This window comes from Acidovorax sp. DW039 (genome assembly GCF_037101375.1).
Lineage (GTDB): Bacteria > Pseudomonadota > Gammaproteobacteria > Burkholderiales > Burkholderiaceae_C > Acidovorax.
The window spans coordinates 4,070,117-4,095,345 of the sequence record NZ_AP029019.1 but is presented as its reverse complement, the minus strand read 5'-3'; the positions used below and the strand labels follow the sequence as shown (position 1 = coordinate 4,095,345).

Genomic DNA, 25,229 nt, shown 5'->3' with positions numbered 1-25,229 from the left:
CGCCGATCAGACGGGGCATCGGAGAGTACTTCGGAGGGCACCTCGGAGGGCAGATTGCAGCCACTGACACCTGACGCAGCCGCGCGGCTTCTTCCTACGCGTTGCATGTGGCTGGGACGACGTGCTTGTGGTCCGCGCCTTCCTAGCATCCAGCTATCGATGACAAGGCACCCCAAGGCTGAGCAGGCCGGGTGCAGACCCTGTGCGGCATGTCATCGTTTTTCAAACCTGATACTGGAGCGATTCCCATGCCACTGAACCCACGAAGCCTTCTTCTGTCTGTCGCAGCCCTGTCCACCACCATGCTGGTGGCGTGCGGTGGAGGTAATGATGACGATCCGACCCCCAGCAACGAGACCGGCGTGCTCACGGTCACCAGCGCAACGGTGGACGGCCTCAACGGCATCTACGGCAATGGTTCTCTCAACCTGACCGATGTGGACAAGAAGAACCCCGTGGGTTCGTCGCCCGAGGTGTGCACCTTCCGCTTTGACGGGGCCAACAAGGTGGGCTCGGACGCTACGGCTTTTGGCGATATCCGCTACCAGATCAATGGCACGGTCACGTACCAGGTGTTCCTCAACTTTGCGGGCAAGGAATACGCCAGTGGCGATGCAGCAGACTCTTCGGTCGAGCGCGACAACAACCAGGTGCGTTTCTCGGGTAAGACCCTCACTGCTTCGGACGGCTCGGGCAGCACCCTGAAGGTCAGCGGCATTGTGCCGATGCGGCCCAACCGCCCCAGTGGTTGCTGATGTGTGAGGCCGCCAGGCCCGAGAAAAGTTTCTTCGGCTCGGCTGCCTTTAGAGCGGCTCACAAAACTCTTCTGGCGTCGTTGCCACGTCTTGTCGTACCACGTGTACTGCCTGCGACGCAGCGCCTGACCAGAACCGCTGCGCTGAGTTTTGTGAGCCGCTCTTATCCCAACTCCTGTTGCTCCTGCATTCCCCTCAGGCCGGTTTTTTCCTCTCCCTCCCTTTGGACCGGCCTTTCTCCCCGCTTGCCGCGATGGCCAGCGGGGTTTTTTTGTGCCGCACAATCGCCATCCGGCCCAGCCATTGCCTCTCCACCTGTGCGGAGTTTCCACCAGTGCAAACCACCACCCCATCGCATGCCCCGCAGCTGGCGCTGAACTTGCCACGCCAGAGGTTGCCGCATGCGTGACAAGGCGCGTCACGCATCTGCGGATGCCGCCACAGCGCCGGTGGTGTGGCTGCAGCCTGCTGCACCTGCCAAACCACCTGAAGGTGCTGCATGCAACGGTTGCGGCCTGTGCTGCCTGGCAGAGCCTTGCCCACTGGGCATGCTGGTGTCGCGCCGCACGCGGGGCAGCTGCGTGGCGCTGCGCTGGAGCGATGCGGACCAGCGCTACTGGTGTGGCATGGTGAGCCAGCCGCAGCAAGTGCTGGGCCCGCGCTGGCGCTGGCTTGCGCCGTGGGCCGCACGCCTGGCCCGGCGCTGGATCTCTGCGGGCAGTGGCTGCGATGCCCGGTTGCAGACATACTCTGCCGATCCGCCTTCATCCTGATTTGCTATTAAAAATATAGCTGCCTGCGCTTGATTCATGAGCGCCAGGGCACAAAAAGCATTATTTCGCCATGAACCACCTCGACGACACCGACCGCGAAATCCTCAGCATCCTGCGGGCCGATGCGCGCACGCCCGTGGCCGTGCTGGCGCAGAAGCTGCGGGTGGCCCGTGGCACGGTGCAGAACCGCCTGCGCAAGCTGGAGGACAGTGGTGTCATTACCGGCTACACCGTGCGCCTGCGGCCTGATACCGAGCCGCAGCGCATCCGCGCGTGGATGAGCATTGCGGTGGAGGGCAATGCCGCCCCCGAGGTGATCCGCAGCCTGCGTGGCGAACCTGCCGTGGGCACCCTGCACACCACCAACGGGCGCTGGGATATCGTGGCCGAGGTGCGCACCGAAAGCCTGGAGGCGTTTGATGCGGCGCTGACCCGCATTCGCCTCACGCCGGGCATTGCCAATACGGAAACCAGCATTCTGCTGTCCACCTACAAGGCCTGACCGTGCTGGCGTGAACACTGAGGCTGTGGCGCGGGTGCCGCCTTGGTGACAGGTGGGCAGAGTTCCTAGGGGTTTTCTGCATGACGTGGGTAGAGAGGTCGCGGTCCAATCCGTGAACTCTTTTCCTTCGCTTTTCAGGAGCCCGCCATGCAACGCCGCCGTGTTCTTCAATGGGGTGCCGCCAGTCTCGCAGCGCCCGCTTTCCTGGCCCAGGCGCAGAGCTTTCCCAGCAAGCCCATCAAGCTGATCATCGCCTTCCCCGCAGGTGGGCCCACCGACATCACCATGCGCTCACTGGCCGATGGTGCCAGCAAGATCCTGGGGCAGCCCGTGATCGTCGAGAACAAGCCCGGTGCAGGAGGCACGCTACCCGCGCAGCAGCTGCAAACCTCTCCAGCCGACGGCTACACGGTGGCGCAGATCCCGCTGGGGGTGTTCCGCCTGCCCTACACCACCAAGATCAACTGGGACCCGGTCAAGGACATCAGCTACGTGCTGAACGTGACGGGCTACGCCTTTGGTGTGGTGGTGCCTGCCGATTCGCCGCTCAAGACCTGGACGCACTTTGTGGCCTGGGCCAAGGCCAACCCCGGCAAGCTCAGCTACGGCTCCACCGGCACCATGACCAGCCCGCACCTCACCATGGAGCTGATTGCGCAGCAACTGGGCATTGAGCTGCTGCATGTGCCGTACAAGGGCAGTGCCGACCTCATGCAGTCCATCCTGGGCGGGCAGATCATGGCGGCCGCCGACTCCACCGGCTTTGCACCGCAGGTGGAGGCAGGCAAGCTGCGCGTACTCAACACCTGGGGGGCGGAGCGCCTGGCCAAGTTCCCTGATGCGCCCACGCTCAAGGAGCTGGGCCTGAACCTGGTGCAGAACTCGCCCTTTGGCATTGGCGCACCCAAGGGCACGCCTGCCCCGGTGGTCAAGCGCCTTCACGACGCCTTCAAGCAGGCCATGGAGCAGGAAAGCTACCGCACGGCCCTGGCCCGCTACGACATGGTGCCCATGTACATGAGCAGTGCCGCGTACCAGAAGTTTGCGGCAGAGACTTTTGCGCGCGAGAAGGCGCTGGTCGAGAAGCTGGGGCTGGCGAAGCCCACGTGAAATCGGCCCGCAGAGGGGCGCTGCCCGTTCCGTGTGATGATCCGCAGCATTGAACGGAACTCACACACGATATGGCATCCCCCTCCGACAACATCAGCATGGCCCTGTTCTGCGACTTTGAAAACGTCGCCCTGGGCGTACGCGATGCGCAGTACGAAAAGTTCGACATCAAGCCCATCCTGGAGCGCCTGCTGCTCAAGGGCTCCATCGTGGTCAAGAAGGCCTACTGCGACTGGGAGCGCTACAAGGGCTTCAAGGCCACCATGCACGAGGCGAATTTCGAGCTGATTGAAATTCCGCATGTGCGCCAGTCGGGCAAGAACTCGGCCGACATCCGCCTGGTGGTGGATGCGCTGGACCTCTGCTACACCAAGTCGCACGTCAACACCTTTGTCATCATCAGCGGCGATTCGGATTTTTCGCCGCTCGTCTCCAAGCTGCGCGAGAACGCCAAGCAGGTGATTGGCGTGGGGGTGAAGCAGTCCACGTCGGACCTGCTCATTGCCAACTGCGACGAGTTCATCTTCTACGACGACCTGGTGCGCGAGAACCAGCGCGCCCAGGCCCGCCGCCAGAACCCCGGCAACAACCCGCCCGCGCCCCGCCGCACACCTGAGGAAGAACGCCACCGCAAGGAAACGCAGGACGCACGCCGCACCCAGGGGGTGGAGCTGGCGGTGGAGACGTTTGAAGCCCTGCTGTCCGAGCGCGGCGACACCGGCAAGATCTGGGCCTCGGTGCTCAAGGAAGCCATCAAGCGCCGCAAGCCGGACTTCAGCGAAGGGCGTTACGGCTTCCGCACGTTTGGCAACCTGCTGGAAGAAGCCCAGGCACGCGGTCTGCTGGAGTTTGGCCGCGATGAAAAATCAGGGGCCTATGTCTTCCGCAGCCATGGCGCTGCAGCGGCCGTGCCTGCGGCGGCTGCGCCTGTGTCGGCTGCCGTTTCATCCGCTGCCACAACCACACCACGCACGGAAACCAGCAGGGAGGCGGGCGCAGACCGCGCAGTGCCCCGATCCAGCGACAAGGCTGAGCGCAACACTTCGCGCGTTCAGATGCAGGGCGCAGAGCACTCTGCCGACGCTGCGATGGAACGCCCACCCAGCCGTTACTTCAGCCAGCCGACTGCGCCTGTGGTGGCAGCGGTGCCTGCGCAGGCTCCAAACGATGACGATGCAGAGGCGGCGGCCCATTCCTCCGTTGTAGTGCAGGAAGAGGAGGCTGTTGCAGAAGTGCCTGTGGTGCCAGAGCCCGCAGACGCATTGGCCACCGATGCCTCTCGCCCTGCGCGCGGACGTGGCCGCAGTGGTGCCAAAGCACAAGCGGCCAGCACCACACAGGGCGGACCCCGCACGCGGCGCACAGCGGCTGCAGAAGAGGCCGCTGCCACCTCCGCACCTGCAGAGCCAGTCGCAGAGAAGGGCGATGCAGACCAGCCCGCCGCCGCCAAGAAGCCTGCACGTCCCCGCAGCCGTGCCCGCAAGGCGGCAGACGAATAACTGAAGAGGCAAACAGACGCGGGGCTCGTCAGGCCCAGCCTGCAGCGGCCATGCGCTGGCGCACGGCCTCATGGGTGGGCGGTGTGCAGCCAGCCCGCTCCACGCAGTAGCTGGCGCTGGCCAGTGCGTGGTGCAGCACCTGCCGCAGGTCCTGCTCGGTTCTCAGGTGGACCAGTGAATCCGTGGGCGCAGCATCCGCCAGCCAGGCGGTGATGAGCCCGGCCAGAAAGCAGTCGCCCGCACCCACGGTGTCCACCACCTTCAGCGGGGCGGCCTCGCAGGCATGGACTTCCACCCCATCGCGCTGCAGCAGCCACGCGCCCCCCGCGCCCAGGGTCAGGGCCACCCACTGTGCCTGCGTGTGTTGCAGCAGGTGGCGGGCGCGTGCCAGCGCGTCGTTGCCAGGGGTGTGCAGAGCCTCCAGGTCATCGTCGCTCACCTTGATGAGATGGGCCTGTGCCAGCGCTGCCATCACGTTGGCGCGGTAGGCGGGGGCGTCGTCCACCGCAGACAGGCGCAGATTGGCATCCACCACCACCATGCGGCCCGCGGCGCGCTGGGCCGCCAGCCAGGGCTGGTAAATGGCCGCGTCTTCTGCCACCAGCGCCAGGCAGCCGGTGGCCACCACCTGCAGGGCGGGCAGGGCGGCGCAGGTGGCTTGCAACCGCTCGGCGGTGACCTGCCTGTCCGCCACACCATCGCGGTAGAAGCTGTAGCTGGCCTTGCCTTGCGCATCCAGCGTGGCCACCGCCAGCGCTGTGGGGGCTCGCACCGGGGTGACTTGCGTTGGCTGAACGGCTGCTTCCTGCAGGCCTTGCGCCAGCCGCCGCCCCAGCAGGTCGCTGGAGAGCGGGTTGAGGTAGGCCGTGCCCACACCCTGCAGCCCCAGGGCGCGGGTGAGGTTGTACACGGCCCCGCCTGCACAGCGTTGCAGGCGGCCATCGGCCTCTTCGATCAGGTCAAACAAGGCTTCACCCGCTGTCGCTACACGCACCGCAGAGAGGGCGGCGCGGTGATCTGCAGAGGGCTGGCTGCTGGCTGAATCGCTAGGGAAAACCATAATTAAATCCACTTGATTTATTAAGTTGCCGGGGAATATAGTTCGATCCCATCCACCAGGCAAGGTGGTGAACCCGAGGGGCCGCCAATGCAGCGCCGCCGGGGTGTGAACCTTCCCTTCATCACAGGAGACAACCGTGACCCAACGTGCCCCCGCCTTCGCGTTTACTGCCCTCGCCCTCACCGCTGCCCTGGGCTGCGGCCTGGCCCAGGCGCAAAGCTCCGAACCCGTCATCGGCCTCATCACCAAGACTGAGACCAACCCCTTCTTCGTGAAGATGAAAGAGGGCGCGACGGCCGAGGCCAAGAAGCTGGGTGCCAAGGTAGTGGCCGCCGCAGGCAAGACCGATGGCGACAACGCAGGCCAGGTCACGGCCATGGAGAACCTGATTGCTGCCGGTGCCAAGACCATCCTCATCACGCCCAGCGATGCCAAGGCCATCGTCCCCGCCATCAAGAAGGCCCAGGCCAAGGGCGTGATGGTGATTGCCCTGGACAGCCCCACCGAACCCGCAGACGCCACTGACGCCCTGTTTGCCACCGACAACTACAAGGCCGGTGAGCTGATCGGCCAGTACGCCAAGGCCGCGCTGGCGGGCAAGAAGCCCGTGATTGCTATGCTGGACCTGCACCCCGGCCACCCGGTGGGCGCGCAGCGGCACAACGGCTTTTTGAAGGGCTTTGGACTGCAGGCCAACGATGCCAAGAGCAACGAACTCTCGCGCCCGGCCGAAGTGGCCTGTATGGCCGACAGCTTTGGTGACCGCGCCAAGGGCCAGACCGCCATGGAAAACTGCCTGCAAAAGAACCCCGACATCAACCTCGTCTACACCATCAACGAGCCCGCAGCAGCCGGTGCCTACAACGCCCTGAAGGCCGCAGGCAAGGACAAGAGCGCCCTCATCGTGTCGGTAGACGGCGGCTGCGCCGGGATTGCTGACGTGGGCCGGGGCGTGATTGCCGCGACCAGCCAGCAATACCCCCTGCGCATGGCTGCGCTGGGCGTGGCGGCGGGCGTGGAATACGCCAAGACTGGCAAGAAGGTGAGCGGCTATACCGACACCGGCGTGACGCTGATCTCTGCCAAGCCCCTGCCCGGCGTAGACAGCAAGGATGTGAAGACCGGCACCGACCTGTGCTGGGGCACCAAGTAAGGCGCTTGGCATCACCGCCCGCTGCCCCTTTCTTTGCAACGCCGGGCCCATGCCCGGCGCGCCGATGGACTGACCCGTTTCCAAGCCATGAACACCACTGCCTCCAAGCTCCCGCCGCTGGCCACGCTCGGGCCTTTCATCGCGTTGCTGCTGGCCTGCGGCTTCTTTGCGCTGCAGAGCGACCGGTTTCTGACCGGCCAGAACTTCGCACTCATCCTGCAGCAGGTGATGGTGGTGGGCGTGATCGCGATCGGGCAGACGCTGGTCATCCTCACGGCAGGCATTGATCTGTCGTGCGGCATGGTGATGGCGCTGGGCGGAGTCGTCATGACCAAGGTGGCGGCGGACTATGGCCTCTCGGCCCCCGCAGCCATTGCCTGCGGCATGGCGGTGACCACGCTGTTCGGCCTGGTCAACGGGCTGCTGGTGACGAAGGTGAAGCTGCCCCCGTTCATCGTCACACTGGGCACGCTCAATATCGCCTTTGCCGCCACGCAGCTGTACTCAGGCGCGCAGACCATTACCGATATCCCTGAAGGCATGACCGCCCTGGGCAACACCTTTCAGGTGGGCGGCACGGCAGTGGTGTGGGGCGCGGTGCTGATGCTGGCGCTGTACCTGGCCATGTGGTTCTTCTTGCGCGACACGGCTCCGGGCCGCCACGTTTACGCCGTGGGCAACAACCCCGAAGCTACGCGCCTCACCGGCATTGCCACCGACAAGGTGCTGCTGGGCGTGTACATGCTGGCCGGTGTGTTCTATGGCATTGCCGCGCTACTGTCGGTGGCGCGCACCGGCGCGGGGGACCCCAATGCCGGGCAGACAGAAAACCTCGACGCCATCAGCGCCGTGGTGCTGGGCGGCACCAGCCTGTTTGGCGGGCGGGGCGTCATCCTGGGCACGCTGGTGGGGGCGCTGATTGTGGGCGTGTTCCGCAACGGGCTCACGCTGATGGGCGTGTCGTCGGTCTACCAGATTCTGGTCACCGGCATCCTCGTGATCCTGGCCGTGGCCACGGATCAACTCTCGCGCAAAGGAGTGCGTTGATCATGAGCAACTCCACACAGACGAATCACGCAGCAAACGCCCCGCTGGTCATGCAGGCCAAGGGTTTGGTCAAGCGCTACGGGCAAGTCACCGCGCTCGATGGCGCAGACTTTGAACTACGCGCAGGCGAAATCCTGGCCGTGATTGGCGACAACGGTGCGGGCAAATCGAGCCTCATCAAGGCGCTGTCGGGTGCCACCGTGCCCGACGAAGGCGAGATCCTGCTCGACGGCCAGCGCATCCAGTTCAAAAGCCCGATCGACGCGCGCAAGGCGGGCATCGAAACCGTGTACCAGGACCTGGCCGTGGCCCCGGCTATGACGATTGCCGAGAACCTCTTCTTGGGCCGCGAGTTGCTGCGCCCCGGCTTTCTGGGCAGTGCGCTGCGCATGCTCGACAAGAAAAAGATGCTGGAAGAAAGCATTGCCCGCATGGCCGAGCTGAAGGTGGGCATCCGCTCGATGACCCAGGCGGTCGAAACCCTGTCTGGCGGCCAGCGCCAGTGTGTGGCCGTGGCGCGCGCGGCGGCGTTTGCGCGCCATGTCGTCATCATGGACGAACCCACCGCCGCCCTGGGCGTGAAGGAGGGCAACATGGTGCTGGAGCTGATCCGCCGCGTGCGCGACAAGGGCCTGCCCGTCATCCTCATCAGCCACAACATGCCCCATGTGTTCGAGATTGCCGACCGCATCCACATCGCCCGCCTGGGCAAGCGCGCAGCGGTGGTCAACCCCAAAAAGATCAGCATGAGCGACACCGTGGCCGTGATGACAGGGGCCATGGCTGCGTCTGACCTGCCCGCCGACTGCCTCGCTTGACTACGTTGCCATGCTCAAAAACATCGACCCCCTGCTGACCCCCGACCTGCTCAAGGTGCTGGCCGAAATGGGCCACGACGACGCCATCGTGCTGGCCGATGCCAACTTCACCGCCATGAGCCTGGGCGCGGGCAAGCCCGTGCTGCGTTTGCCCGGCATTGGCATGGCGCGCGCCGTGCAGGCCGTGGCCAGTGTGCTGCCCCTGGCGCAGGATGTGCCACACCCCGTGGCTTACATGCAGGTGGGTGGCACTGAGGTGCCGTACCGATCTGCCCTGCAGCGCGAAACCATGGACGTGCTGGCACGCGAGGGCGTGGCCAGCGCGCAGGCCGAGGGCGTGGAGCGCTTTGCCTTCTACGAGCGCGTCAAAAAGGCCTACGCCATCGTTGTGACGGGCGAACTGCAGCCCTGGGGCAACTTCCTGCTGCGCAAGGGCGTCATCGGCGAAACTCTGCGGGATTGAAGCCGCCGCACCCATGCTCGACACTGACCCTGCCATCCCTCCCGCCGATCCTGCCGATCCCGTCACTGCGGGCCCGGCCCTGTTGCGCCAGCGTGGCTCCAACCACGTAGGGCTGCGCCAGTTCAACGAGCGCGTGGTGTTGCAGGCCCTGCGCACCCACGGCAGCCTGGCCAAGGCCGAGATGGCGCGGGTGACGGGGCTCACGGCCCAGACCATCGGCCTCATCACCGCCCGGCTCGACGAAGACCAACTGCTTCGCCGCGAGGCCCCGGTGCGCGGCCGGGTCGGCCAGCCTTCCGTGCCCATTGGCCTGAACCCTGATGGTGCCTTTGCCATCGGCATCAAGATCGGTCGCCGCAGCGCCGACTGGCTGCTGGTGGACTTCACCGGCCATGTGCGTGAGCGCGTGGTGCTCGACTACGCCTTCCCCGACATCGACGTGCTGCTGCCTGCCATCCGCACACACCTGAATCAGCAGCTTGACGGCCTGGGACCTCTGCGCTCGCGCGTGGTGGGCGTGGGCGTGGCTGCGCCGTTTCAGCTGGGCGGCTGGCACCGCATGCTGGGGCTCACCGAGGCGCAATCCGAAGCCTGGAACCGCATCGACCTGGCCGAGCAGGTGCAGCAGATGACCGACCTGCCCGTGAGCTTTGCCAAAGACACCTCTGCCGCCTGCGTGGCCGAACTGCTGCAGGGCCGCGGGCGCGACATCCCGAGCTTTCTGTACCTGTTCATGGACACCTTTGTGGGCGGCGGGCTGGTCATCAATTCGCACCTGCACCGCGGCCTGCATGGCAACGCAGGGGCGGTGGCCTCGCTGCCGCTATCGCCCGCCGATCCCGGGCAGCGGGGCCAGGCCCCTGCACAGCTCATCAGCCAGGCATCGCTGTGGGACTTGGAGCAGCGCTTTCGCGAGCACGGCTTGGACCCCATGGCCGCCTACGACCAGCGCGTGCTGCAGGCCCCTTGGGTAGAACACAGCCGCGCGTGGATCGCCAGCGCCGCGGCAGGCCTGGCGCATTGCATCGTCTCTGCCACCGCGTTTCTGGACCTGGACGCCGTGGTGCTGGACGGCGCGGCCGCCCCCGAGCTGCTGCAGGCCCTGTGCGACGGAGCCCGCAGCGCCCTGGTCCATTACAACTGGGAAGGCCTGCACCAGCCCCCGCGCCTGGAACTGGGCAGCATCGGCTCTGACGCGCGGGCCCTGGGCGGAGCCCTGCTGCCGTTGCACGCGTGCTTTGCGCCTGACCACGAGATTTTTCTCAAGGCCTAAGGCCCGCGCAGCGCGAGGCTGGAGTCGATCTCTTCGCGCTAGAAATATCCGTTCGGGTTGAGCCTGTCGACAAGCTCAGGACAGGCCTGTCAAAACCCTGCGCGGCGCTCGCACGCAGCGCTCCGTGTGCGATTCAATGAGGCTCAGACCGGATTGGTAGTGCAGTTTGCTATTGAATATATAGCTGCTTGCGCTTTGTGGACGGGCGCTACAGCTTGTTTGATATGAGGTGTGCAGTCTCCTCATCTGGCATGACGTGCACTGATTGCCGGTTTGCCAGAACAGCCCGCGCCACTTCCGCAAAGCCTGCTCCCCGCTCCCCCTCCGTCACATAGCGGGGCAGATGCTGCAATTGCGGCACAAACCGCGCCACATTGGCCACGCCCACGCTGTGCTCAAAGTGCTGGAACATCAACTGGTCGTTGGTCGAATCGCCCACATACACCCAGCGGCCCATCTCCGCATCCAGATCCCGCCCCCACAGCTCGCGCACGATCCAGCGCGCGCCTTCGAGCTTGTTGTGGTCGCCAAACCAGCCGTTGATGTGGATGCTGCTCACCGTGGCGTTCATCCCCGCCTCGCGCATGATGCGCACCGCATGGTCGATGGCCTCCTGGGGCAGGTGCGTGAACTCGCTGTGGTCGATGGCAATGTCCGTCTCCCGCCCCGCAGAATCCGTAGCCCGTTGCGCCCCTGGCACTTCGGCCTCAATCTGCGCCAGCACCTCTTGCATGCGCGCAAAGTTGCGTTGCCGAACCGCCGGAGCCTGTTGATATGATTTTGATAGCTGCCAGCGCTTATTCAGCAAGCGCTGGGAGGTGATTTCATTCAAACCCTCCGCCCGCCGCAACGCCACAGCCCCGTTCTCCGCCACGATGGCATCCACCGGCCACTGCAGCGCAAACGGCTCACTCCACCCCACAGGCCGCCCCGTGATGGCCACCACGCTCAGCCCTGCAGCCTTGAGATCAGCGAGGGCCTTAAGAGCGTCGGGGGTGATGGCACCGTCGGTGGTGAGGGTGTCGTCGATGTCGGTGAATAGGCCCGTTAGGTTGTGCCACCCAGAGGGCTCACACTGTGCAAAGTGTTTCATTCAAAGCGCTGCTTTCATGATGGGCTTTTCCACCCAGGAATACCAAACCCTGCTGATCATGACGATTGCAATAGGAAGTGCCAGCAGAAACGCCAGCAATCCTTCGGGAGATGCAATTCCAAGGGCCATACGCACCTTGCCGCTGAAATCAAGCAAGAAGGTGTGCAGTAGATACAGACTAAACGACGCATCGCCCACAGTGACCAGCCAGTTGGGTGGTGTGTGGCGTGTTTGTTCCAGCGCAAGCGCAGCGACAAGTGCTGCAATACCGGCCACTCCGAAGCTGCCTGCCCGCATCACTTCCACGCGATCAAAGTAGGGCGAGGTCATGCCTAACGCGAGACCTGTGGCCATACATCCCACACAGGTTGCGATAGCGATGTAGGGCCTGCGGAACGGCTGCGGACGACCTTCATACAAATGCGCAACCAGGGCTCCTGCGAGAAACTCTATGCCTAAGCCTGTGAGTGCATAGCGAAGTGGCTGTTGGCCTGCAAATACGGCGGAGTGGTTGGCTACCAGCCACCCCGTGCCCCAAGCGGTTAAAAGCAGCAACCCGAAGATGATGGCTTTCACTTGGTGACGCTGGGGCAGCATGGCAATCGCAGCGATCCACAGATAAAAGTAAATTTCCATGGTCAAAGACCAAGCAGGTAGCAGCCAGTTGTCCCAGATGTTGGGGTACAAGAGCAGCGTGCTGAACACCATCTTTTTCAGTGGGGGCAAGCTGCTGTGGTAAACAAAAACTGTGGTGATCGCTATCAGCAGCAACACGGGCCAATAGCCGAGATAGATACGCAAAAGGCGTCTCTTGACGAACGGGAAAACACCTTGCTCGGGTACAGCCTGGCGGGCAGACCGGTACACGACAAAACCACTCAATGCAAAGAAGACGTCTACTCCAGAAAACCCCCAGCGGGTGATGTCACTGAAGACCGCAAGTGCAGGGGTCAACTCCCAATGCGGGCGCATATGAAAGAACAGCACCATCAGTGCAGCGAAGCCACGTAAAGCTTGAATCCAGTGAAGTTTGTGCGTCATTGAGGTCACGCCGATAGATAAGGGCAAAGTTTGTGCAGAGTGAGCAGGTGCTGAGCCGCCGTCATCTCCGGCTTGCCGATCGCGGTAGCTTCATTTGGGTGCCAAAAGCGCGCTTGAAGACTATGGTGCAATAAGTGGCTACCGGGGAATATGCTCAGGTGGGTGGAGTTTGATATGGCTTGGCGATTGCGGGCAGCAACGCGAGAGGCAAAGTGAAGAAGGGCAGCAGGTAGCGGTATTCGCCCGCAATCGAGAAGACAAAAACGCCGCCCAGCTGAACCAGCATGGGTACAGCAATCAGCAGCATGGCCTTGTCCCTGTGCCGAGCGCCCCGGGCAACGCCCCAAAACAGCAACGCAAAACCCAGCCACGGAGTCCACAGCACCCAGCGCCACGCATAGCTCTTGGCATGGATGCGTTGCAGCCAATGCTCGAGCGTGCTCCAACCCCAGGCTCTGTACTCTGACGATGAGGTGATTCGAGGCAGAACGTTGGTCGAGTAAGAAAGTGCAGGAAAACCGCCTTGTGCCAAGGCCGCTGTCAGAAACACATTGACCCTGCTCCCCACAAAATCGGGCAGATTTTGCCAAAGGTTGTAAGTCCAGAACTCCTTCACCACGGTTTGCTTGTCTGCATCCGACAGCGCTCCGATTTGAGGGCCGTTCGGGTGGAAGACCAGCATGTCCCAATAGGCGGGGTCGCGGTATTGCTGGATTCTTTCCAACGGGCCCCGATGGCTAAGGGCCTCGATGGTTGCTGGGGAGACTTTGGGTTTTTGCAGCACCCAGGGGTCATTCATGTGGGGGTAAAGGGCCCAGAGTTCGTTCATCGCCCGCTTTTGCAAGAAACCGGCAGTTTCAAAGGCAGCCAGCGGGAACTGGGTCTCCTGCGTGGTCGATTTATGCAACTGGTTGCCCGCAACAGCTGCAGCCGACCAGGCCATCGCAATGAACAGCGTCCATCGGCGGCTGCGTGCATCCAGCCAGAGGGTAGCGATTGCCACAGGGGCGAGAAACACCCACCCGTTGGGCCGTGCAAACGCAGCAAATGGCAGAGCGACGGCCATCATCAGCAAAGAGCCAGTAGACGCTGACTTGCGCTGCACACACAGCCACACCTCAAACAGCAACGCTGCCGATGCCACAGCAAACAGGCCATCGGGGTACAGCGTGCCCATGAAGTAAATCATGTGAGGTGCCATAGCAATGGCCAGCAGCGCAAACCACAGTGTCTTGTAAAGACCTTGGTCCCAGTACCAGGCCAGCATCCGGGCGAACATCACAGCACACACTGCCAGTGCCCCAGCGATCGGTGCTTCCACATGCCCGGTGGTGCCGTACAGCAGTTTGACAAAGTAATACCAGACCACCGTCTTGCCCGAGCGGAAAGCCTCGGGGTTCTGGACTTCCTGCAGGATGGCTACGCTGTCCTCGCCCAAAACGCCTGGCCAGAAGGTAAGTAACCAAATGGAGTAGGCCGTAGCGAGCACCGCCAATAAGGTCAGAAAGCGCGCCAAGCTGCGGCGCTCCTCTGGGCCAGAAGGAGGTGTGAATGTCAGTGACTTCACGTTCACCCGTCAAGACTCATCAGGTTGCTCTGCAGCGAGAGAGTTGCTGAGGGGGGCTGTCGGGAGGTTACTCACGTCGTAGTGCAAAAAGGCGATGAGGAACTGGATGCCGATCAAAACAGGCAGCGCCGCCAGCATGACGGTGCCGCTGGTGGCGGGTTGATTGGACAACGCACTATCAAGCCAGTGCATCGCACCAAAGACGGAACCAACGGTTAGTAGCAAGACCCCGAAGAGACTGTAGAGCGTGCCCACGTTGAAGTCCCGGACAAGGTAGCTGTACACATACCGGCGCCACAAGCGCGATGCATGCTTTTTTAAAAACTCGGGTAGCACCTTCCCGATCTTGAGGTTGGATTCCTCGTCGGCATAGACCGAATCCATTGGAATATCTTTGACAACGGCGCGCAATGTGTTGAGCCGAAAAAGCATGTCGGTTTCAAAGAAATAGCGCTTCTCCAGCTTGTCCAGAGGCAACTCGGCCAAAACGCAGGTGCGGGCTGCCGTGTATCCGTTGGTCGGGTCCATGATGTTCCAGTACCCGCAACTGAACTTGGTCATGAAGGACAGCACTGCATTGCCAAACAGCCGGACAGGTGGCATGCCCTGCACTGACTCGGGGCGGAAAAACCGGTTGCCCTTGGTGTAGTCGGCTTCCCCTCGCAACAGTGGGCGAATGAACTTGGGCAGCAGGGCCGGGTTCATCTGCCCGTCGCCGTCGATCTTCACCACGATGTCCATGCCATCAGCAATAGCTGCTTTGTAAGCGGTGACTATGGCTCCTCCGACGCCACGATTTTCCGGATTGAACAGAACTTTGACTCTGGGGTCTTGGTTGCGCGTTTCAATAAAGTTGCCGCTGTGATCTGGGCATGCGTCATCTACCGCGTAGATGGCGTGAACTTCGGGGCCGATAGCGGCAATCACTCCGAGCACGTGCTGGGTGACTTTGTAGCATGGGATGGCGACGGCGATTTTCATATAAATCTATGAATATTATGATGAGGCTAGGGCCACACCGGCCAAAATAATAAAACCACCGACAAGCGTTTTCCAATGCAGTGGCTCACCAAGTATCAGCCATGCCAGTGTGGGGACTATGATGAATGCGAGTCCCATGAATGGATATGCAAGATGTAAAGGGACTTGCCGCAAAATCCAAATCCATCCCAATGTTGTTAGCCCATAAATAGCAAGCGATGTTATCAACCAGCCGTTCAGGATAATACTTTGCCAAGTGATTGGATCTGTAAGATGTGCGGCTGATTTTTTAAAGAGTATTTGGCCAATGGATATGAGAAAAACGCAAACTAGTGTTTGTGCTATGTTTAGTAATGTCATATTCTTGATTTCTTTATTTGACTGCAAACCATACCAGGCCCTTATGAGAACCTATCTCGTAGATTTTTGAACTTTGGCGTAATATTGCTGCTTGATCTTCAAGCGCCGCAACCCTTTGTGCTCCTATTTTTTTAAATTCGAACTCAAGAGGATCGATAATCACTGAAACTTGATCCATTGCAGCCGATGATACGGAGTAGCTTTTTTTCCCCGAGGGGGTTCCGGTTGAGAATCCGAGATGCTGGTATCTGTTAACAATTTGCCAATCTTCTTTTGAAAGTTCCATGCTCTGCCACAGTTCTTTGTGGGGGTAATAGTGTATTCCGTTAACTGTAGGTATACCTGAAGCCGCTAAAGTCTGTGCACCAAGACCATCCCCTCCAATCACAAGAGTTCGCAGTGGAGTGCCTTTTTCGTCAGAGGCCAATTCTTTTGTGATCTTTTCCGGGCTCAAATTTTTTGGAGATTGAGACAGCGGGTTAAACCCTATGGTTGATAAAAAGAAAGTTACCCACAAGAGGGTGATGGATTTTCCTATATGATTTTTTGCAATCCAAAATGTAATTAGTGTTGCAATTATAATTATTGAAATAATATAAACTGGACTGTTTCTTGGGAAAACTTCGACTGGAAGTTCAAGTAGTTCTTTTTGGATTAACCATGCAGTTGTTGAGATGGAGATCGTCAGGAGGATTTGATGTTTGTATTTTGATGTTTTGAGCCATCCAGTTGAAGCTAAGCTCAGAATTAGAAAGAATGATAACCCCATTGCGAGATCGCCGCGGTTGGTCGGTACTCTTCCCCATTGAGTAATCTTTGCCATCCATGAAGGAATGCCTAAAAATAGAAAGCAGCAATGGAATATTATGAATAATAGACATCCCAATAGAATCCATTGATGTTTTTTGCCCCTTGAAATTCCTGCGATGCATAGCCATATTGTTATGGCGGGCAGCCAGAAATATGAGCTTATCTCGGATTGGTTTGCCCAAGGTCCTGTGCCAAACGTTAAACTCTCCAGATTCGTATAGCCTCTGAATGCCCATAGAAAGCCGTTATCGCCACCTGTTAGTAGGGTTCTTTGACCTGGATAGACAGTATTTTTTAAAGTATTTACCGCTTCGCTAGTATCAAGCCACCAACTTCCAATGAATATGAATATTACTATACAAGTGAGAAATAGGGCGGTTATTTGATGGCTGGCAATTGAGATGGATTTTTTGTTGTCAATTAACCAGCCAATCATAACAAGCGTTAGTAAGGTTCCCGTCGTAACTATCCACGGGGGGTATAAAGTAAGAATCCAAGCAGATATGCTGTATCCTAAAAATAATGCCCAAAAAATACTCTTTTTCCATTCTCTAGATTGCGCAATTTTAATTGCGGCAGCCGTTCCAAGGCACGGAAATAATGCTGCGTAAAGAGGCCAGTTGGACCATGCTGCTGCGTACGGCGCGATACAAAATGTGAAAGAAAGTGCAAAATTTCTACCTGTAGACTCAGGTTTTATCAAATTCATTAGCCACCATACTGCTAATAGGCAGCTCCAAAAAGGTAATTGCCATTGCCAGGCCAAAGCATTTCTCAGGGGTAGGAAAAAATATCCCCATGTAGCAGGGCGTGCAATGGCTGATAATTGAGCAATTGGAACCCCGGTCATGCCAATGACCCCCATATTTTGGCCCTCAATTCCTATGTTTTTATTAACTATTGGGAACTTGGGGTCGTGATTCAGTTGGGCTATGACGTTTGGCATCAAGACCCCCCACTCATCACCTCTAATGGTTTGAGTTTTGAATATTTTTTTGTTATTTCCCTCTGTCTGGATTGAGGCGTTGCCAAATGGCCCTTCTAGAAAAATTCTAATGGAACTTCCAGTAATTCCTAGGGAAACAAGGAGAAAAAATATGAGAGTTAATGTGGTGGCAATTTTCTTTTGATGTATTTCAAGGAAAATTGATAATTTTTTCTCGCCTGCTAGATATTTTTTTGTCGAACAAAAAAATGCAACAAATAGTGTAATTATCAGTAAGATCCAATGGCGTGTATATATTTGTTCTATATGTATATAAGGCGTTTTATGGTCTTGGGATTTTAATTTAATTGATTTTTTATTTTCAAATTTTGCCTCTACCTCTACTTCTGATAATCCGCCTTTTAAGCTTTTTGGAAAATTTGCAGATATGGAGAAATTCTTCTCGGAATTGTCATCTTTTGTATTTTTTATTATTTTATTAATGGTTATCTCGGATTTCTGTCCTTGAGTTGATACTTCAAATGCATCAGCTGCACTTTTATTGATTGAGTCCCAAGCCCATCCTTGTACAAGAATGGTGTTGCTGTCAGGTAAATATTGAATAGAGTCGATTGAGCCAATAATTCCACTTTTTTCGGTAGACCATGCAGTTATCGCAAAAAAAGATAAAAGTGAGGCAAATAATATTTTGAACATTATTATTAACTGTATTGCAACGCCAACCCCGCATGCTCCCGCAGCGGATGAAAATGAATCTTCGGAAACCGCTCCTGTGCCAGTCGCACGTCATATGGTGATGTGCACAGATAGGCCAGCGTGTCTGCCGCGTCACGCGCCATGCGCATGGGGTAAGCGTTTTCAAACTCGCGCAGTTCGGCGGGGGTGTCTGCGGTAATCCAGCGGGCACCTGTGTACTGGCAGGCCTCCAGGCGCACGTCGCAGTCGTATTCGGTTTTCAGGCGGTGTTGCACCACTTCAAACTGCAGCTGGCCTACGGCGCCCAGCAGCATGTTGCCGCCCGCGTCGGGCTTGAAGACCTGGATGGCGCCTTCTTCGCCCAGTTGCATCAGACCCTGCTGCAATTGCTTGGTGCGCAGTGGGTTCTTCAGCACCACGGTCATGAACATTTCCGGGGCGAAGAAGGGCAGGCCGGTGAACTGCAGGTTGGGGCCATCAGTAATGGTGTCGCCCAGTTGCACGCCGCCGTGGGTGGTAAAGCCGATGATGTCGCCTGCGTAGGCTTCGTCCACGGCTTCACGGCGCTGGCTCATGAAGGTGACCACGCTGGTGGGGCGCAGTTCTTTGGCGGTGCGTTGCACCTTCATCTTCATGCCTGGGGTGTATTTGCCTGATGCCACACGCACAAAAGCAATGCGGTCGCGGTGGTTGGCGTCCATGTTGGCCTGCACTTTGAAGACCACGCCGGAGAAGCTCTCGTCTTCGGGCTGGATGGTCTTTTCTTCGCGGTTGCGGTTGACCTCGGTGTAGGCCACGCGCGGGCCAGGCGGGGGCGACATGTCGACCACCGCGTTCAGCACTTCCATTACCCCGAAGTTGTTCACACCGGAGCCGAAGAACACGGGGGTGAGTTTGCCCTTCAGGAAAGCATCGTGATCCCACTCGGCAGAGGCTCCTACAGCGAGGTCCATGCTTTCGAGCGCGTCGTCAAAAGCTTGACCGAAGCGGGCGCGCAGGTTGTCGGCGTCAGACAGGGGAATGGTCTCGAAGTCCTGTGGGCGCTTTTCGCTACCGGGCTGGAACACCGTCATGCTCTTGGTGAGCAGGTTGATGATGCCGCCAAAGCTCTTGCCCTGGCCTACGGGCCACGTGATGGGGCAGCAGGGCATGCCCAGTTCGCGCTCCACCTCGTCCATGATGTCCAGCGGGTCGCGCACTTCGCGGTCCATCTTATTGACGAAGGTGATGATGGGCGTATCGCGCTGGCGGCATACCTCGATGAGGCGGCGGGTCTGGCTTTCCACGCCGTTGGCGGCGTCAATCACCATCAGGGCCGAATCGACGGCGGTGAGCACGCGGTAGGTGTCTTCCGAGAAGTCCTTGTGGCCGGGGGTGTCAAGCAGGTTGACCACATGGTCGCGGTAAGCCATCTGCATCACCGACGATGCCACAGAGATACCGCGCTGCTTTTCAATCTCCATCCAGTCCGATGTAGCGTGGCGGCTGGCTTTGCGGCCCTTGACGGCCCCTGCGATCTGGATGGCACCCGAGAACAGCAGCAGCTTTTCCGTCAGCGTGGTCTTACCAGCGTCAGGGTGGGAAATGATGGCAAAGGTACGGCGGCGCCGGGTTTCTGGGGCGTAAGACACGGAATTTCCTGGAATGGGTGTGGCAAGCAGCGCTGCACGCTGCTGCGTTGCCAGATCAGACTCTGCAGAGGTCTGTTGCTGCGCTGGGATGCAGTGCAGTTGACAAAGATTTTACCTATGCGTGAAACGGCGGCTGAGCGGGTTGTTTCGCTGCGGACGTAGTCTGCCCAGGCGCTGAAGTGTGAATCGTACCGTGACGGCTTTCCCGCTTCGTGTCCAGATGGTTACCTGCATGAATGGATGCCATTGCAGAGCCTTGCTCCTATAATCCCGCCATCCGAGGAGCGTTGCAGCGCCCCCTGCCAATTGCGGGGCGTGAGGCTCGGAGTCATCAAGCAACGACGCTCATCCACTTTTCGTGCGGTGAGTTGCATCTTCCCCCCGTCAAGTGGCTTTTCAAACCTGCTTTGGAGCACACCATGAACGCACGCGTCAACGCCCCGGTACATACCGACTGCATCATCGCCGACATCGGCCTGGCCGATTGGGGCCGCAAAGAAATCAAGATTGCCGAAACCGAGATGCCTGGCCTGATGGCCATCCGCGAAGAATTCGCGCCCAAGCAGCCCCTCAAGGGCGCCCGCATCACTGGCTCGCTGCACATGACGATCCAGACCGCTGTGCTGATCGAGACCCTGCAGGCACTGGGCGCGCAAGTGCGCTGGGCCTCGTGCAACATCTTCTCTACCCAGGACCATGCCGCTGCCGCCATTGCTGCCACCGGCACCCCTGTGTTTGCCGTGAAGGGCGAGACATTGGTGGACTACTGGGACTACACCCATCGCATCTTTGACTTTGGTGCCAAGGGCACCGAGGGCGAAGGCCCCAACATGATTCTGGACGATGGCGGCGATGCCACGTTGCTGATGCACCTGGGCAAGCAGGCCGAAAAGGACCAGAGCATTCTGGCCAACCCCGGCAGCGAGGAAGAGCGCATTTTGTTTGCCGCCATCAAGGCCAAGCTGGCTGAAGACAACACCTGGTACAGCCGCAAGAGCGCGCAGATCATCGGTGTGACCGAAGAGACCACCACCGGTGTGCACCGCCTGAAGGAAATGTCGGCCAAGGGCACGCTGATGTTCCGTGCCATCAACGTGAACGATTCGGTGACCAAGAGCAAGTTTGACAACCTGTACGGCTGCCGCGAATCGCTGGTGGACGGCATCAAGCGGGCTACCGACGTGATGATCGCTGGCAAGGTGGCCGTGGTGTGCGGCTATGGCGACGTGGGCAAGGGCTCGGCCCAGGCGCTGCGCGCCCTGAGCGCTCAGGTGTGGGTCACCGAGATCGACCCCATCAACGCCCTGCAAGCCGCCATGGAAGGCTTCAAGGTCGTGACCATGGAGTGGGCCGCCGACAAGGCTGATATCTTCGTGACGACCACCGGCAACCGCGATGTGATCACGTATGAGCACATGGCTGCAATGAAGGACCAGTCCATCGTCTGCAACATCGGTCACTTCGACAACGAAATCCAGGTGGCCAAGCTGGAAGAAAACTGCAAGTGGGAAGAGATCAAGCCCCAGGTGGACCACGTGATCTTCCCTGACGGCAAGCGCATCATCCTGCTGGCCAAGGGCCGTCTGGTGAATCTGGGTTGCGGCACCGGCCACCCCAGCTTCGTGATGTCCAACTCGTTCGCCAACCAGACCATTGCGCAGATCGAGCTGTTTACCCACCCCGAAGGCTACGACGTGGGCAAGGTGTACGTGCTGCCTAAGCATCTGGACGAGAAGGTAGCCCGCCTGCACCTGAAGAAGGTGGGCGCGATGCTGACTGAGTTGAGCGACGAGCAGGCCGCCTACATTGGCGTGCCCAAGCAAGGTCCTTACAAGCCTGACACCTATCGCTACTAAGAGCGGCTCACTCAACCCCCTGGCGCTGTGGGCCCGTCTCGCAGTTCTTATGGAACTGCCTGCGGCGAAAGCCCGGTCAGGAGCGCTGGGTGGAGTGGTGTGAACTGCTCCCGTTGAGGGAGGTCGGGGCGCTTCGCCGCCTCGTGTAGCGAAATTTTGTTATCGATTTTGCTATTTTTATGATAGCTGCCTGCGCTTGTTGAATAAGCGCTAGAGGCTGATTTGATTCATAAAGGATGAGCGCCATGCGCGCAGATGTATTTCTCGTGGAACGCGGCCATGCCGCCACGCGCTCGCAGGCGCAGCGGCTGATTGCGTCGGGGGTGGAGTGGCGTCTTTCGCCATTGGCCGCCTGGAACAAGGTCGTCAAAAACGGTGATGACATTCCGTCCGTGGCGGAGGTGCGGTTGCTGGACGATGCAGAAGCCAAGTACATCTCCCGTGGCGGCCTCAAGCTCGAAGGCGCGCTCAAGACGGCAGGTATTTCCGTAAAGGGCCTGCGCTGTCTGGATGTGGGGCAGAGTACAGGTGGCTTTACGGACTGCCTGCTGCAGCGCGGTGCCTTGCAGGTGATCGGTGTGGACGTGGGGCACGGGCAATTGCATGACCGGCTTCGGAACGATGCGCGTGTGGTGTGTGTCGAAGGCTTGAACGCGCGCTCCATGACGGCAGAGTCGCTAGTCGAAGCCTGCGACATTGCCTTGTCTGAAGAGGTGGTGCAAGACCTGGAAGACAACGACACCCAGCCCGTGGCCCCCTACAGCTGGATGCGCAATGGCGGCGTGGTCGATGAGGAATACGACGACAGCGATGATGCCAAGGAGCAGGAGATTGAGGCTTTCAAGGCCGAGCGGCAGGCGCTGGAAAAGGCGCGTGCTGAAGGCACCCTGCCCAAGGAACGCAGGCGCAGGCCCGGTCGCGAAGAGACCGACACCACACCGGTGTTTGATCTGGTGACGGGGGATCTGTCCTTCATCTCGCTGACGCTGGTGCTGCCTGCGCTCGTGCCTTTGCTGGCACCACAGGGCCGCCTGATCATGCTGGTCAAGCCGCAGTTTGAGCTGCAGCCTGGCCAGGTGGGCAAAGGTGGCATCGTGCGTGACGAGTCGCTCTACGCTGTGGTTGAGCAGCGTATCCGCGAGTGCTGTGGCGCTTTGGGACTGGAAGTTGTGTCGTGGATGGACAGCCCCATTCAAGGGGGTGATGGCAACCGCGAATTTTTTGTTGATGCAAGGAGGGCCGCATGAACGCCGTCAAAGCAGAAGCCACCGGGTTCCCGGTCAGTCTGGAGTTCTTTCCCCCCAAAACCCCCGAGGGGGCAGAAAAACTGCGCACGGTGCGCCAGCAGCTGTATGCGCTGCATCCTGAGTTTTGCTCGGTGACCTATGGGGCCGGTGGTTCGACCCAGGAAGGGACTTTCACCACCGTCAAGGAAATCCTTTCTGAAGGTGTCAGCGCCGCATCGCATTTTTCCTGCATCGGTGCCACGCGTCAGTCAGTGCGTGAGCAATTGCAGGTGCTCAAATCCATGGGAGTGCGTCGCCTGGTGGCGCTGCGCGGAGACCTGCCCAGTGGCTATGGTGCGGGTGGGGAGTTTCAATACGCCAGTGATCTGGTCGCCTTCATCCGGGAAGAAACGGGGCGTGACTTTCATATCGAAGTGGCTGCCTATCCGGAGTTTCATCCCCAGGCACGGTCGCCGGAGGCAGATCTGAAGGCTTATGTGGCCAAGGTGAAGGCAGGTGCCGACGCTGCCATCACCCAGTATTTCTATAACAGCGATGCTTACTTTCGCTTCGTAGAGGACACCCAGAAGCTCGGTGCGGACGTGCCCGTGGTTCCCGGGATCATGCCGATCTCCAGCTCTACGCAGCTGATGCGTTTCTCGGATGCCTGCGGAGCAGAAATTCCCCGTTGGATTCGCTTGCGCCTGCAGGGCTTTGGCGACGATACCGCCAGCATCAAGGCGTTTGGTCTGGATGTGGTGACCGACCTGTGCGACCAGTTGCGCAGTGCCGGGGTGCCAGCGTTGCACTTCTACACCATGAACCAGAGTGCCGCGACTCTGGAAATCTGCCGACGCCTGGAGCTTTGAGCGTGCCTGGGTGGTGGTCGAGGGAGTGGCGGGCGCGGTGCGGCGATGTGGCCGCATGGTTGTGCGTGCCCATCGGCGCTGCACTGTGGGTGGTGGCTGCGCATGCGCAGGACTTACCAGGTGCCAGTGCCGCGCACGCGGGCGAAAGCCCGTCTTCTACCACGACTGCGCAGACCTCTGTGCGTTCTTCCATTGATCTGCTTGGTGAGGACCCTGTGGGTGATGACGATGCCAGCGAAGCAACTCCCAGTGAAACGGGTTTGGTCTCCTGGTATGGCCCGGGTTTTCATCGGCGGCGCACGGCTAGCGGAGAGCGCTTTGACATGCACGCGTTGACCGCTGCTCACCGAACCTTGCCTTTTGGTACGCTGGTCTGTGTGCGCAGCCAGGCGACAGGCCGCGAAGTCGTGGTCCGCATCAACGACCGGGGGCCTCATGTTGCCAACCGTGTCATGGACCTCAGCCGCGGCGCAGCCATGGCACTGGGCATGCACGGGCTGGGGTTGAAGCCTGTGGATGTCTTCCCTCTCAATGGTGACGACACCACCTGCCCACCCAAGCGGGCAGACTGACCTGAAAGGGGATGCAGCAGCCCGGCTGCAGCGGTTTGGGCTTAGCCCCCCGACTCCAGCGTGTGGGTGGCGTGCTGGTCTTGCCCCAGCAACTCCACCATCTGGGGCAGCGCCTCCTTCAAAAGCGCTTTCAGGGTGTAAGGCGGATTGATCAAGAACATCCCGCTGGCGGGCAGTCCAGGTCGCTTGGCTTCGCCTGTTGCGCTGGCCGTGACCTTGCTTGACTTGACTGTCAGCGTAGCGTGCAGCCAGTTCTTGCCCGCTTTGGTCGCCAGCGTTTTCAGCCTGCGCGGCAAATCATGCGCCTCGGGGCGAGGGATGATGGGATACCACACGGCGTAAGTTCCTGTGGCGAAACGTTTGAGCGAGTCGGTGACCATATCCAGCACCTTGGCGTAGTCGCTCTTGATTTCATAGCTGGGATCGCATAGCAGCAAAGCCCTGCGGGCGGGTGGAGGCAGAAACTTCTTGACGCCCTCAAACCCGTCTTCATGCAGCACCGCTACCTGACGGCCAGCTTCCAGCTGGGCAACGTTGCCCGCGAGGGCGCGCATGTCGGTCGGGTGGAGTTCAAACAGCTTGAGCTTGTCTTGATCGCGCAGCAGTCGCTGGCTGATAAAGGGGGAGCCGGGGTAGACCCTCGTCTTGGCCCCTTGATTGAAGGCTTGAACCATCGCGACATAGTCGGCCAGTGCGGGGGACAGGGTTGACTGGTCGCCTGCCATGAGTTTCAGGATGCCCTCGGCTGCTTCACCGCTGGTGCTGGCGTAGTCTCCGTCCAGCCGGTAGAGCCCGGCACCCGCGTGGGTGTCCAGAACGGTCAGTGCCGCGTCTTTCTCGGTAAGGTATTGCAAGGTGGCAATCAGCACGGTGTGCTTGAGCACATCGGCGTGGTTGCCTGCGTGGAAGGCATGGCGGTAACTGAACATGGCCCTATGGTAACCACTGCCGGTCCGGCGCTCCCTCAGAGGGGATGTGTGCGTGGGGCGATTAGGGCGGCGTCGTGTCTTGTTGCCGTAGCCCGAAGGCTGTGATGTTTTTGGCAGACAGTGTGCTTTTTGTTGCCTTTGTATCAGGTGGCATGCCCCATCATCGGGCCTGTTACGGGTCTCTACCGTCCAGTCTGTT

23 protein-coding genes and 1 riboswitch are annotated in these 25,229 nt (G+C 59.8%); of the genes, 14 read left to right on the top strand and 9 right to left on the bottom strand.

All coding sequences use genetic code 11. The features are described 5' to 3' along the window. Positions 1-248: 248 nt before the first annotated feature. The 5 genes from AACH87_RS18340 to AACH87_RS18320 all read left to right on the top strand — a co-directional run bounded on the left by AACH87_RS18340 (position 249) and on the right by AACH87_RS18320 (position 4,639). Entirely contained in the window at positions 249-755 is a 507-nt protein-coding gene (locus AACH87_RS18340; protein WP_338795963.1) for a hypothetical protein, read from the top strand. A 401-nt stretch (positions 756-1,156) separates the two neighbouring features. After that, on the top strand, positions 1,157-1,528 hold the full coding sequence (locus AACH87_RS18335; RefSeq protein ID WP_338795962.1) for a hypothetical protein: 372 nt from the start codon (positions 1,157-1,159) through the stop codon (positions 1,526-1,528). A gap of 70 nt (positions 1,529-1,598) precedes the next feature. Continuing rightward, positions 1,599-2,030 carry an Lrp/AsnC family transcriptional regulator gene (locus tag AACH87_RS18330; RefSeq protein WP_338795961.1) on the top strand — a complete coding sequence of 144 codons (432 nt, stop codon included), beginning with the start codon at positions 1,599-1,601 and terminating at the stop codon, positions 2,028-2,030. Positions 2,031-2,177: 147 nt separating this feature from the next. Further along, the gene (locus tag AACH87_RS18325) at positions 2,178-3,140 is read left to right on the top strand and encodes a tripartite tricarboxylate transporter substrate binding protein (protein ID WP_338795960.1); all 963 of its coding nucleotides are present in this window, start codon (positions 2,178-2,180) and stop codon (positions 3,138-3,140) included. Between the two features lie 71 nt (positions 3,141-3,211). After that, positions 3,212-4,639, top strand: a complete 1,428-nt coding sequence (locus AACH87_RS18320) for an NYN domain-containing protein (RefSeq protein ID WP_338795959.1) — start codon at positions 3,212-3,214, stop codon at positions 4,637-4,639. A gap of 28 nt (positions 4,640-4,667) precedes the next feature. Here the strand turns inward: AACH87_RS18320 and AACH87_RS18315 are convergent, their stop codons facing one another. Next, on the bottom strand, positions 4,668-5,699 hold the full coding sequence (locus AACH87_RS18315) for a PfkB family carbohydrate kinase (protein ID WP_338795958.1): 1,032 nt from the start codon (positions 5,697-5,699) through the stop codon (positions 4,668-4,670). Positions 5,700-5,889: 190 nt separating this feature from the next. Here AACH87_RS18315 and AACH87_RS18310 point away from each other — a divergent pair, with 190 nt between their 5' ends. The 5 genes from AACH87_RS18310 to AACH87_RS18290 all read left to right on the top strand — a co-directional run bounded on the left by AACH87_RS18310 (position 5,890) and on the right by AACH87_RS18290 (position 10,453). Further along, positions 5,890-6,852 carry a sugar ABC transporter substrate-binding protein gene (locus AACH87_RS18310; RefSeq protein ID WP_338799010.1) on the top strand — a complete coding sequence of 321 codons (963 nt, stop codon included), beginning with the start codon at positions 5,890-5,892 and terminating at the stop codon, positions 6,850-6,852. An 87-nt stretch (positions 6,853-6,939) separates the two neighbouring features. Next, complete coding sequence (locus AACH87_RS18305; protein ID WP_338795957.1) at positions 6,940-7,899, top strand: ABC transporter permease; 960 nt, start codon at positions 6,940-6,942, stop codon at positions 7,897-7,899. A gap of 2 nt (positions 7,900-7,901) precedes the next feature. Continuing rightward, positions 7,902-8,717: an ATP-binding cassette domain-containing protein gene (locus tag AACH87_RS18300; protein ID WP_338795956.1), complete on the top strand. Its 816-nt coding sequence runs from the start codon at positions 7,902-7,904 to the stop codon at positions 8,715-8,717. A gap of 10 nt (positions 8,718-8,727) precedes the next feature. Next, positions 8,728-9,180: an RbsD/FucU domain-containing protein gene (locus tag AACH87_RS18295; RefSeq protein WP_338795955.1), complete on the top strand. Its 453-nt coding sequence runs from the start codon at positions 8,728-8,730 to the stop codon at positions 9,178-9,180. Between the two features lie 13 nt (positions 9,181-9,193). Continuing rightward, positions 9,194-10,453, top strand: a complete 1,260-nt coding sequence (locus tag AACH87_RS18290) for an ROK family transcriptional regulator (protein ID WP_338795954.1) — start codon at positions 9,194-9,196, stop codon at positions 10,451-10,453. 208 nt (positions 10,454-10,661) lie between these two features. Here the strand turns inward: AACH87_RS18290 and AACH87_RS18285 are convergent, their stop codons facing one another. The 7 genes from AACH87_RS18285 to AACH87_RS18255 all read right to left on the bottom strand — a co-directional run bounded on the left by AACH87_RS18285 (position 10,662) and on the right by AACH87_RS18255 (position 19,578). Next, a complete protein-coding gene (locus AACH87_RS18285; protein WP_338795953.1) occupies positions 10,662-11,546 on the bottom strand; it encodes an HAD-IIB family hydrolase in 885 nt (294 codons plus the stop codon). Continuing rightward, on the bottom strand, positions 11,547-12,587 hold the full coding sequence (locus AACH87_RS18280) for an acyltransferase (RefSeq protein WP_338795952.1): 1,041 nt from the start codon (positions 12,585-12,587) through the stop codon (positions 11,547-11,549). It lies immediately after the preceding gene. A gap of 154 nt (positions 12,588-12,741) precedes the next feature. Beyond that, positions 12,742-14,154 (bottom strand): hypothetical protein, encoded by a 1,413-nt coding sequence (locus AACH87_RS18275; RefSeq protein WP_338795951.1) that lies wholly within the window; start codon positions 14,152-14,154, stop codon positions 12,742-12,744. 9 nt (positions 14,155-14,163) lie between these two features. Beyond that, entirely contained in the window at positions 14,164-15,135 is a 972-nt protein-coding gene (locus tag AACH87_RS18270; protein ID WP_338795950.1) for a glycosyltransferase, read from the bottom strand. Between the two features lie 15 nt (positions 15,136-15,150). Further along, positions 15,151-15,495, bottom strand: a complete 345-nt coding sequence (locus AACH87_RS18265; RefSeq protein WP_338795948.1) for an EamA family transporter — start codon at positions 15,493-15,495, stop codon at positions 15,151-15,153. A 13-nt stretch (positions 15,496-15,508) separates the two neighbouring features. Continuing rightward, positions 15,509-17,947, bottom strand: coding sequence for a hypothetical protein (locus AACH87_RS18260; RefSeq protein WP_338795947.1), 2,439 nt, complete (start codon positions 17,945-17,947; stop codon positions 15,509-15,511). A gap of 5 nt (positions 17,948-17,952) precedes the next feature. Then, a complete protein-coding gene (locus tag AACH87_RS18255; RefSeq protein WP_338795946.1) occupies positions 17,953-19,578 on the bottom strand; it encodes a peptide chain release factor 3 in 1,626 nt (541 codons plus the stop codon). Positions 19,579-19,851: 273 nt separating this feature from the next. After that, positions 19,852-19,932: riboswitch (S-adenosyl-L-homocysteine riboswitch) on the top strand. 65 nt (positions 19,933-19,997) lie between these two features. Here AACH87_RS18255 and ahcY point away from each other — a divergent pair. The 4 genes from ahcY to AACH87_RS18235 all read left to right on the top strand — a co-directional run bounded on the left by ahcY (position 19,998) and on the right by AACH87_RS18235 (position 24,101). Next, positions 19,998-21,434, top strand: a complete 1,437-nt coding sequence (gene ahcY / locus AACH87_RS18250; RefSeq protein ID WP_338795945.1) for an adenosylhomocysteinase — start codon at positions 19,998-20,000, stop codon at positions 21,432-21,434. Between the two features lie 245 nt (positions 21,435-21,679). Continuing rightward, positions 21,680-22,681: a TlyA family RNA methyltransferase gene (locus AACH87_RS18245; RefSeq protein WP_338795944.1), complete on the top strand. Its 1,002-nt coding sequence runs from the start codon at positions 21,680-21,682 to the stop codon at positions 22,679-22,681. Further along, a complete protein-coding gene (gene metF / locus AACH87_RS18240; RefSeq protein WP_338795943.1) occupies positions 22,678-23,529 on the top strand; it encodes a methylenetetrahydrofolate reductase [NAD(P)H] in 852 nt (283 codons plus the stop codon). The genes AACH87_RS18245 and metF overlap by 4 nt, the downstream gene beginning before the upstream one ends. A gap of 47 nt (positions 23,530-23,576) precedes the next feature. Next, entirely contained in the window at positions 23,577-24,101 is a 525-nt protein-coding gene (locus AACH87_RS18235) for a septal ring lytic transglycosylase RlpA family protein (RefSeq protein ID WP_338795942.1), read from the top strand. 41 nt (positions 24,102-24,142) lie between these two features. On the opposite strand, the gene rlmJ is transcribed toward AACH87_RS18235, so the two are convergent. After that, positions 24,143-25,030, bottom strand: coding sequence for a 23S rRNA (adenine(2030)-N(6))-methyltransferase RlmJ (gene rlmJ, locus AACH87_RS18230; protein ID WP_338795941.1), 888 nt, complete (start codon positions 25,028-25,030; stop codon positions 24,143-24,145). Between the last annotated feature and the right edge of the window lie 199 nt (positions 25,031-25,229).

What these genes read in the sequence shown, in the direction of transcription:
- AACH87_RS18340 (WP_338795963.1), top strand. Translation starts at nt 249, where the DNA reads ATGCCACTGAACCCACGAAGCCTTCTTCTGTCTGTCGCAGCCCTGTCC.
- AACH87_RS18335 (WP_338795962.1), top strand. Translation starts at nt 1,157, where the DNA reads ATGCGTGACAAGGCGCGTCACGCATCTGCGGATGCCGCCACAGCGCCG.
- AACH87_RS18330 (WP_338795961.1), top strand. Translation starts at nt 1,599, where the DNA reads ATGAACCACCTCGACGACACCGACCGCGAAATCCTCAGCATCCTGCGG.
- AACH87_RS18325 (WP_338795960.1), top strand. Translation starts at nt 2,178, where the DNA reads ATGCAACGCCGCCGTGTTCTTCAATGGGGTGCCGCCAGTCTCGCAGCG.
- AACH87_RS18320 (WP_338795959.1), top strand. Translation starts at nt 3,212, where the DNA reads ATGGCATCCCCCTCCGACAACATCAGCATGGCCCTGTTCTGCGACTTT.
- AACH87_RS18315 (WP_338795958.1), bottom strand. Translation starts at nt 5,699, where the DNA reads ATGGTTTTCCCTAGCGATTCAGCCAGCAGCCAGCCCTCTGCAGATCAC.
- AACH87_RS18305 (WP_338795957.1), top strand. Translation starts at nt 6,940, where the DNA reads ATGAACACCACTGCCTCCAAGCTCCCGCCGCTGGCCACGCTCGGGCCT.
- AACH87_RS18300 (WP_338795956.1), top strand. Translation starts at nt 7,902, where the DNA reads ATGAGCAACTCCACACAGACGAATCACGCAGCAAACGCCCCGCTGGTC.
- AACH87_RS18295 (WP_338795955.1), top strand. Translation starts at nt 8,728, where the DNA reads ATGCTCAAAAACATCGACCCCCTGCTGACCCCCGACCTGCTCAAGGTG.
- AACH87_RS18290 (WP_338795954.1), top strand. Translation starts at nt 9,194, where the DNA reads ATGCTCGACACTGACCCTGCCATCCCTCCCGCCGATCCTGCCGATCCC.
- AACH87_RS18285 (WP_338795953.1), bottom strand. Translation starts at nt 11,546, where the DNA reads ATGAAACACTTTGCACAGTGTGAGCCCTCTGGGTGGCACAACCTAACG.
- AACH87_RS18280 (WP_338795952.1), bottom strand. Translation starts at nt 12,587, where the DNA reads ATGACGCACAAACTTCACTGGATTCAAGCTTTACGTGGCTTCGCTGCA.
- AACH87_RS18270 (WP_338795950.1), bottom strand. Translation starts at nt 15,135, where the DNA reads ATGAAAATCGCCGTCGCCATCCCATGCTACAAAGTCACCCAGCACGTG.
- AACH87_RS18265 (WP_338795948.1), bottom strand. Translation starts at nt 15,495, where the DNA reads ATGACATTACTAAACATAGCACAAACACTAGTTTGCGTTTTTCTCATA.
- AACH87_RS18260 (WP_338795947.1), bottom strand. Translation starts at nt 17,947, where the DNA reads ATGTTCAAAATATTATTTGCCTCACTTTTATCTTTTTTTGCGATAACT.
- ahcY (WP_338795945.1), top strand. Translation starts at nt 19,998, where the DNA reads ATGAACGCACGCGTCAACGCCCCGGTACATACCGACTGCATCATCGCC.
- AACH87_RS18245 (WP_338795944.1), top strand. Translation starts at nt 21,680, where the DNA reads ATGCGCGCAGATGTATTTCTCGTGGAACGCGGCCATGCCGCCACGCGC.
- metF (WP_338795943.1), top strand. Translation starts at nt 22,678, where the DNA reads ATGAACGCCGTCAAAGCAGAAGCCACCGGGTTCCCGGTCAGTCTGGAG.
- rlmJ (WP_338795941.1), bottom strand. Translation starts at nt 25,030, where the DNA reads ATGTTCAGTTACCGCCATGCCTTCCACGCAGGCAACCACGCCGATGTG.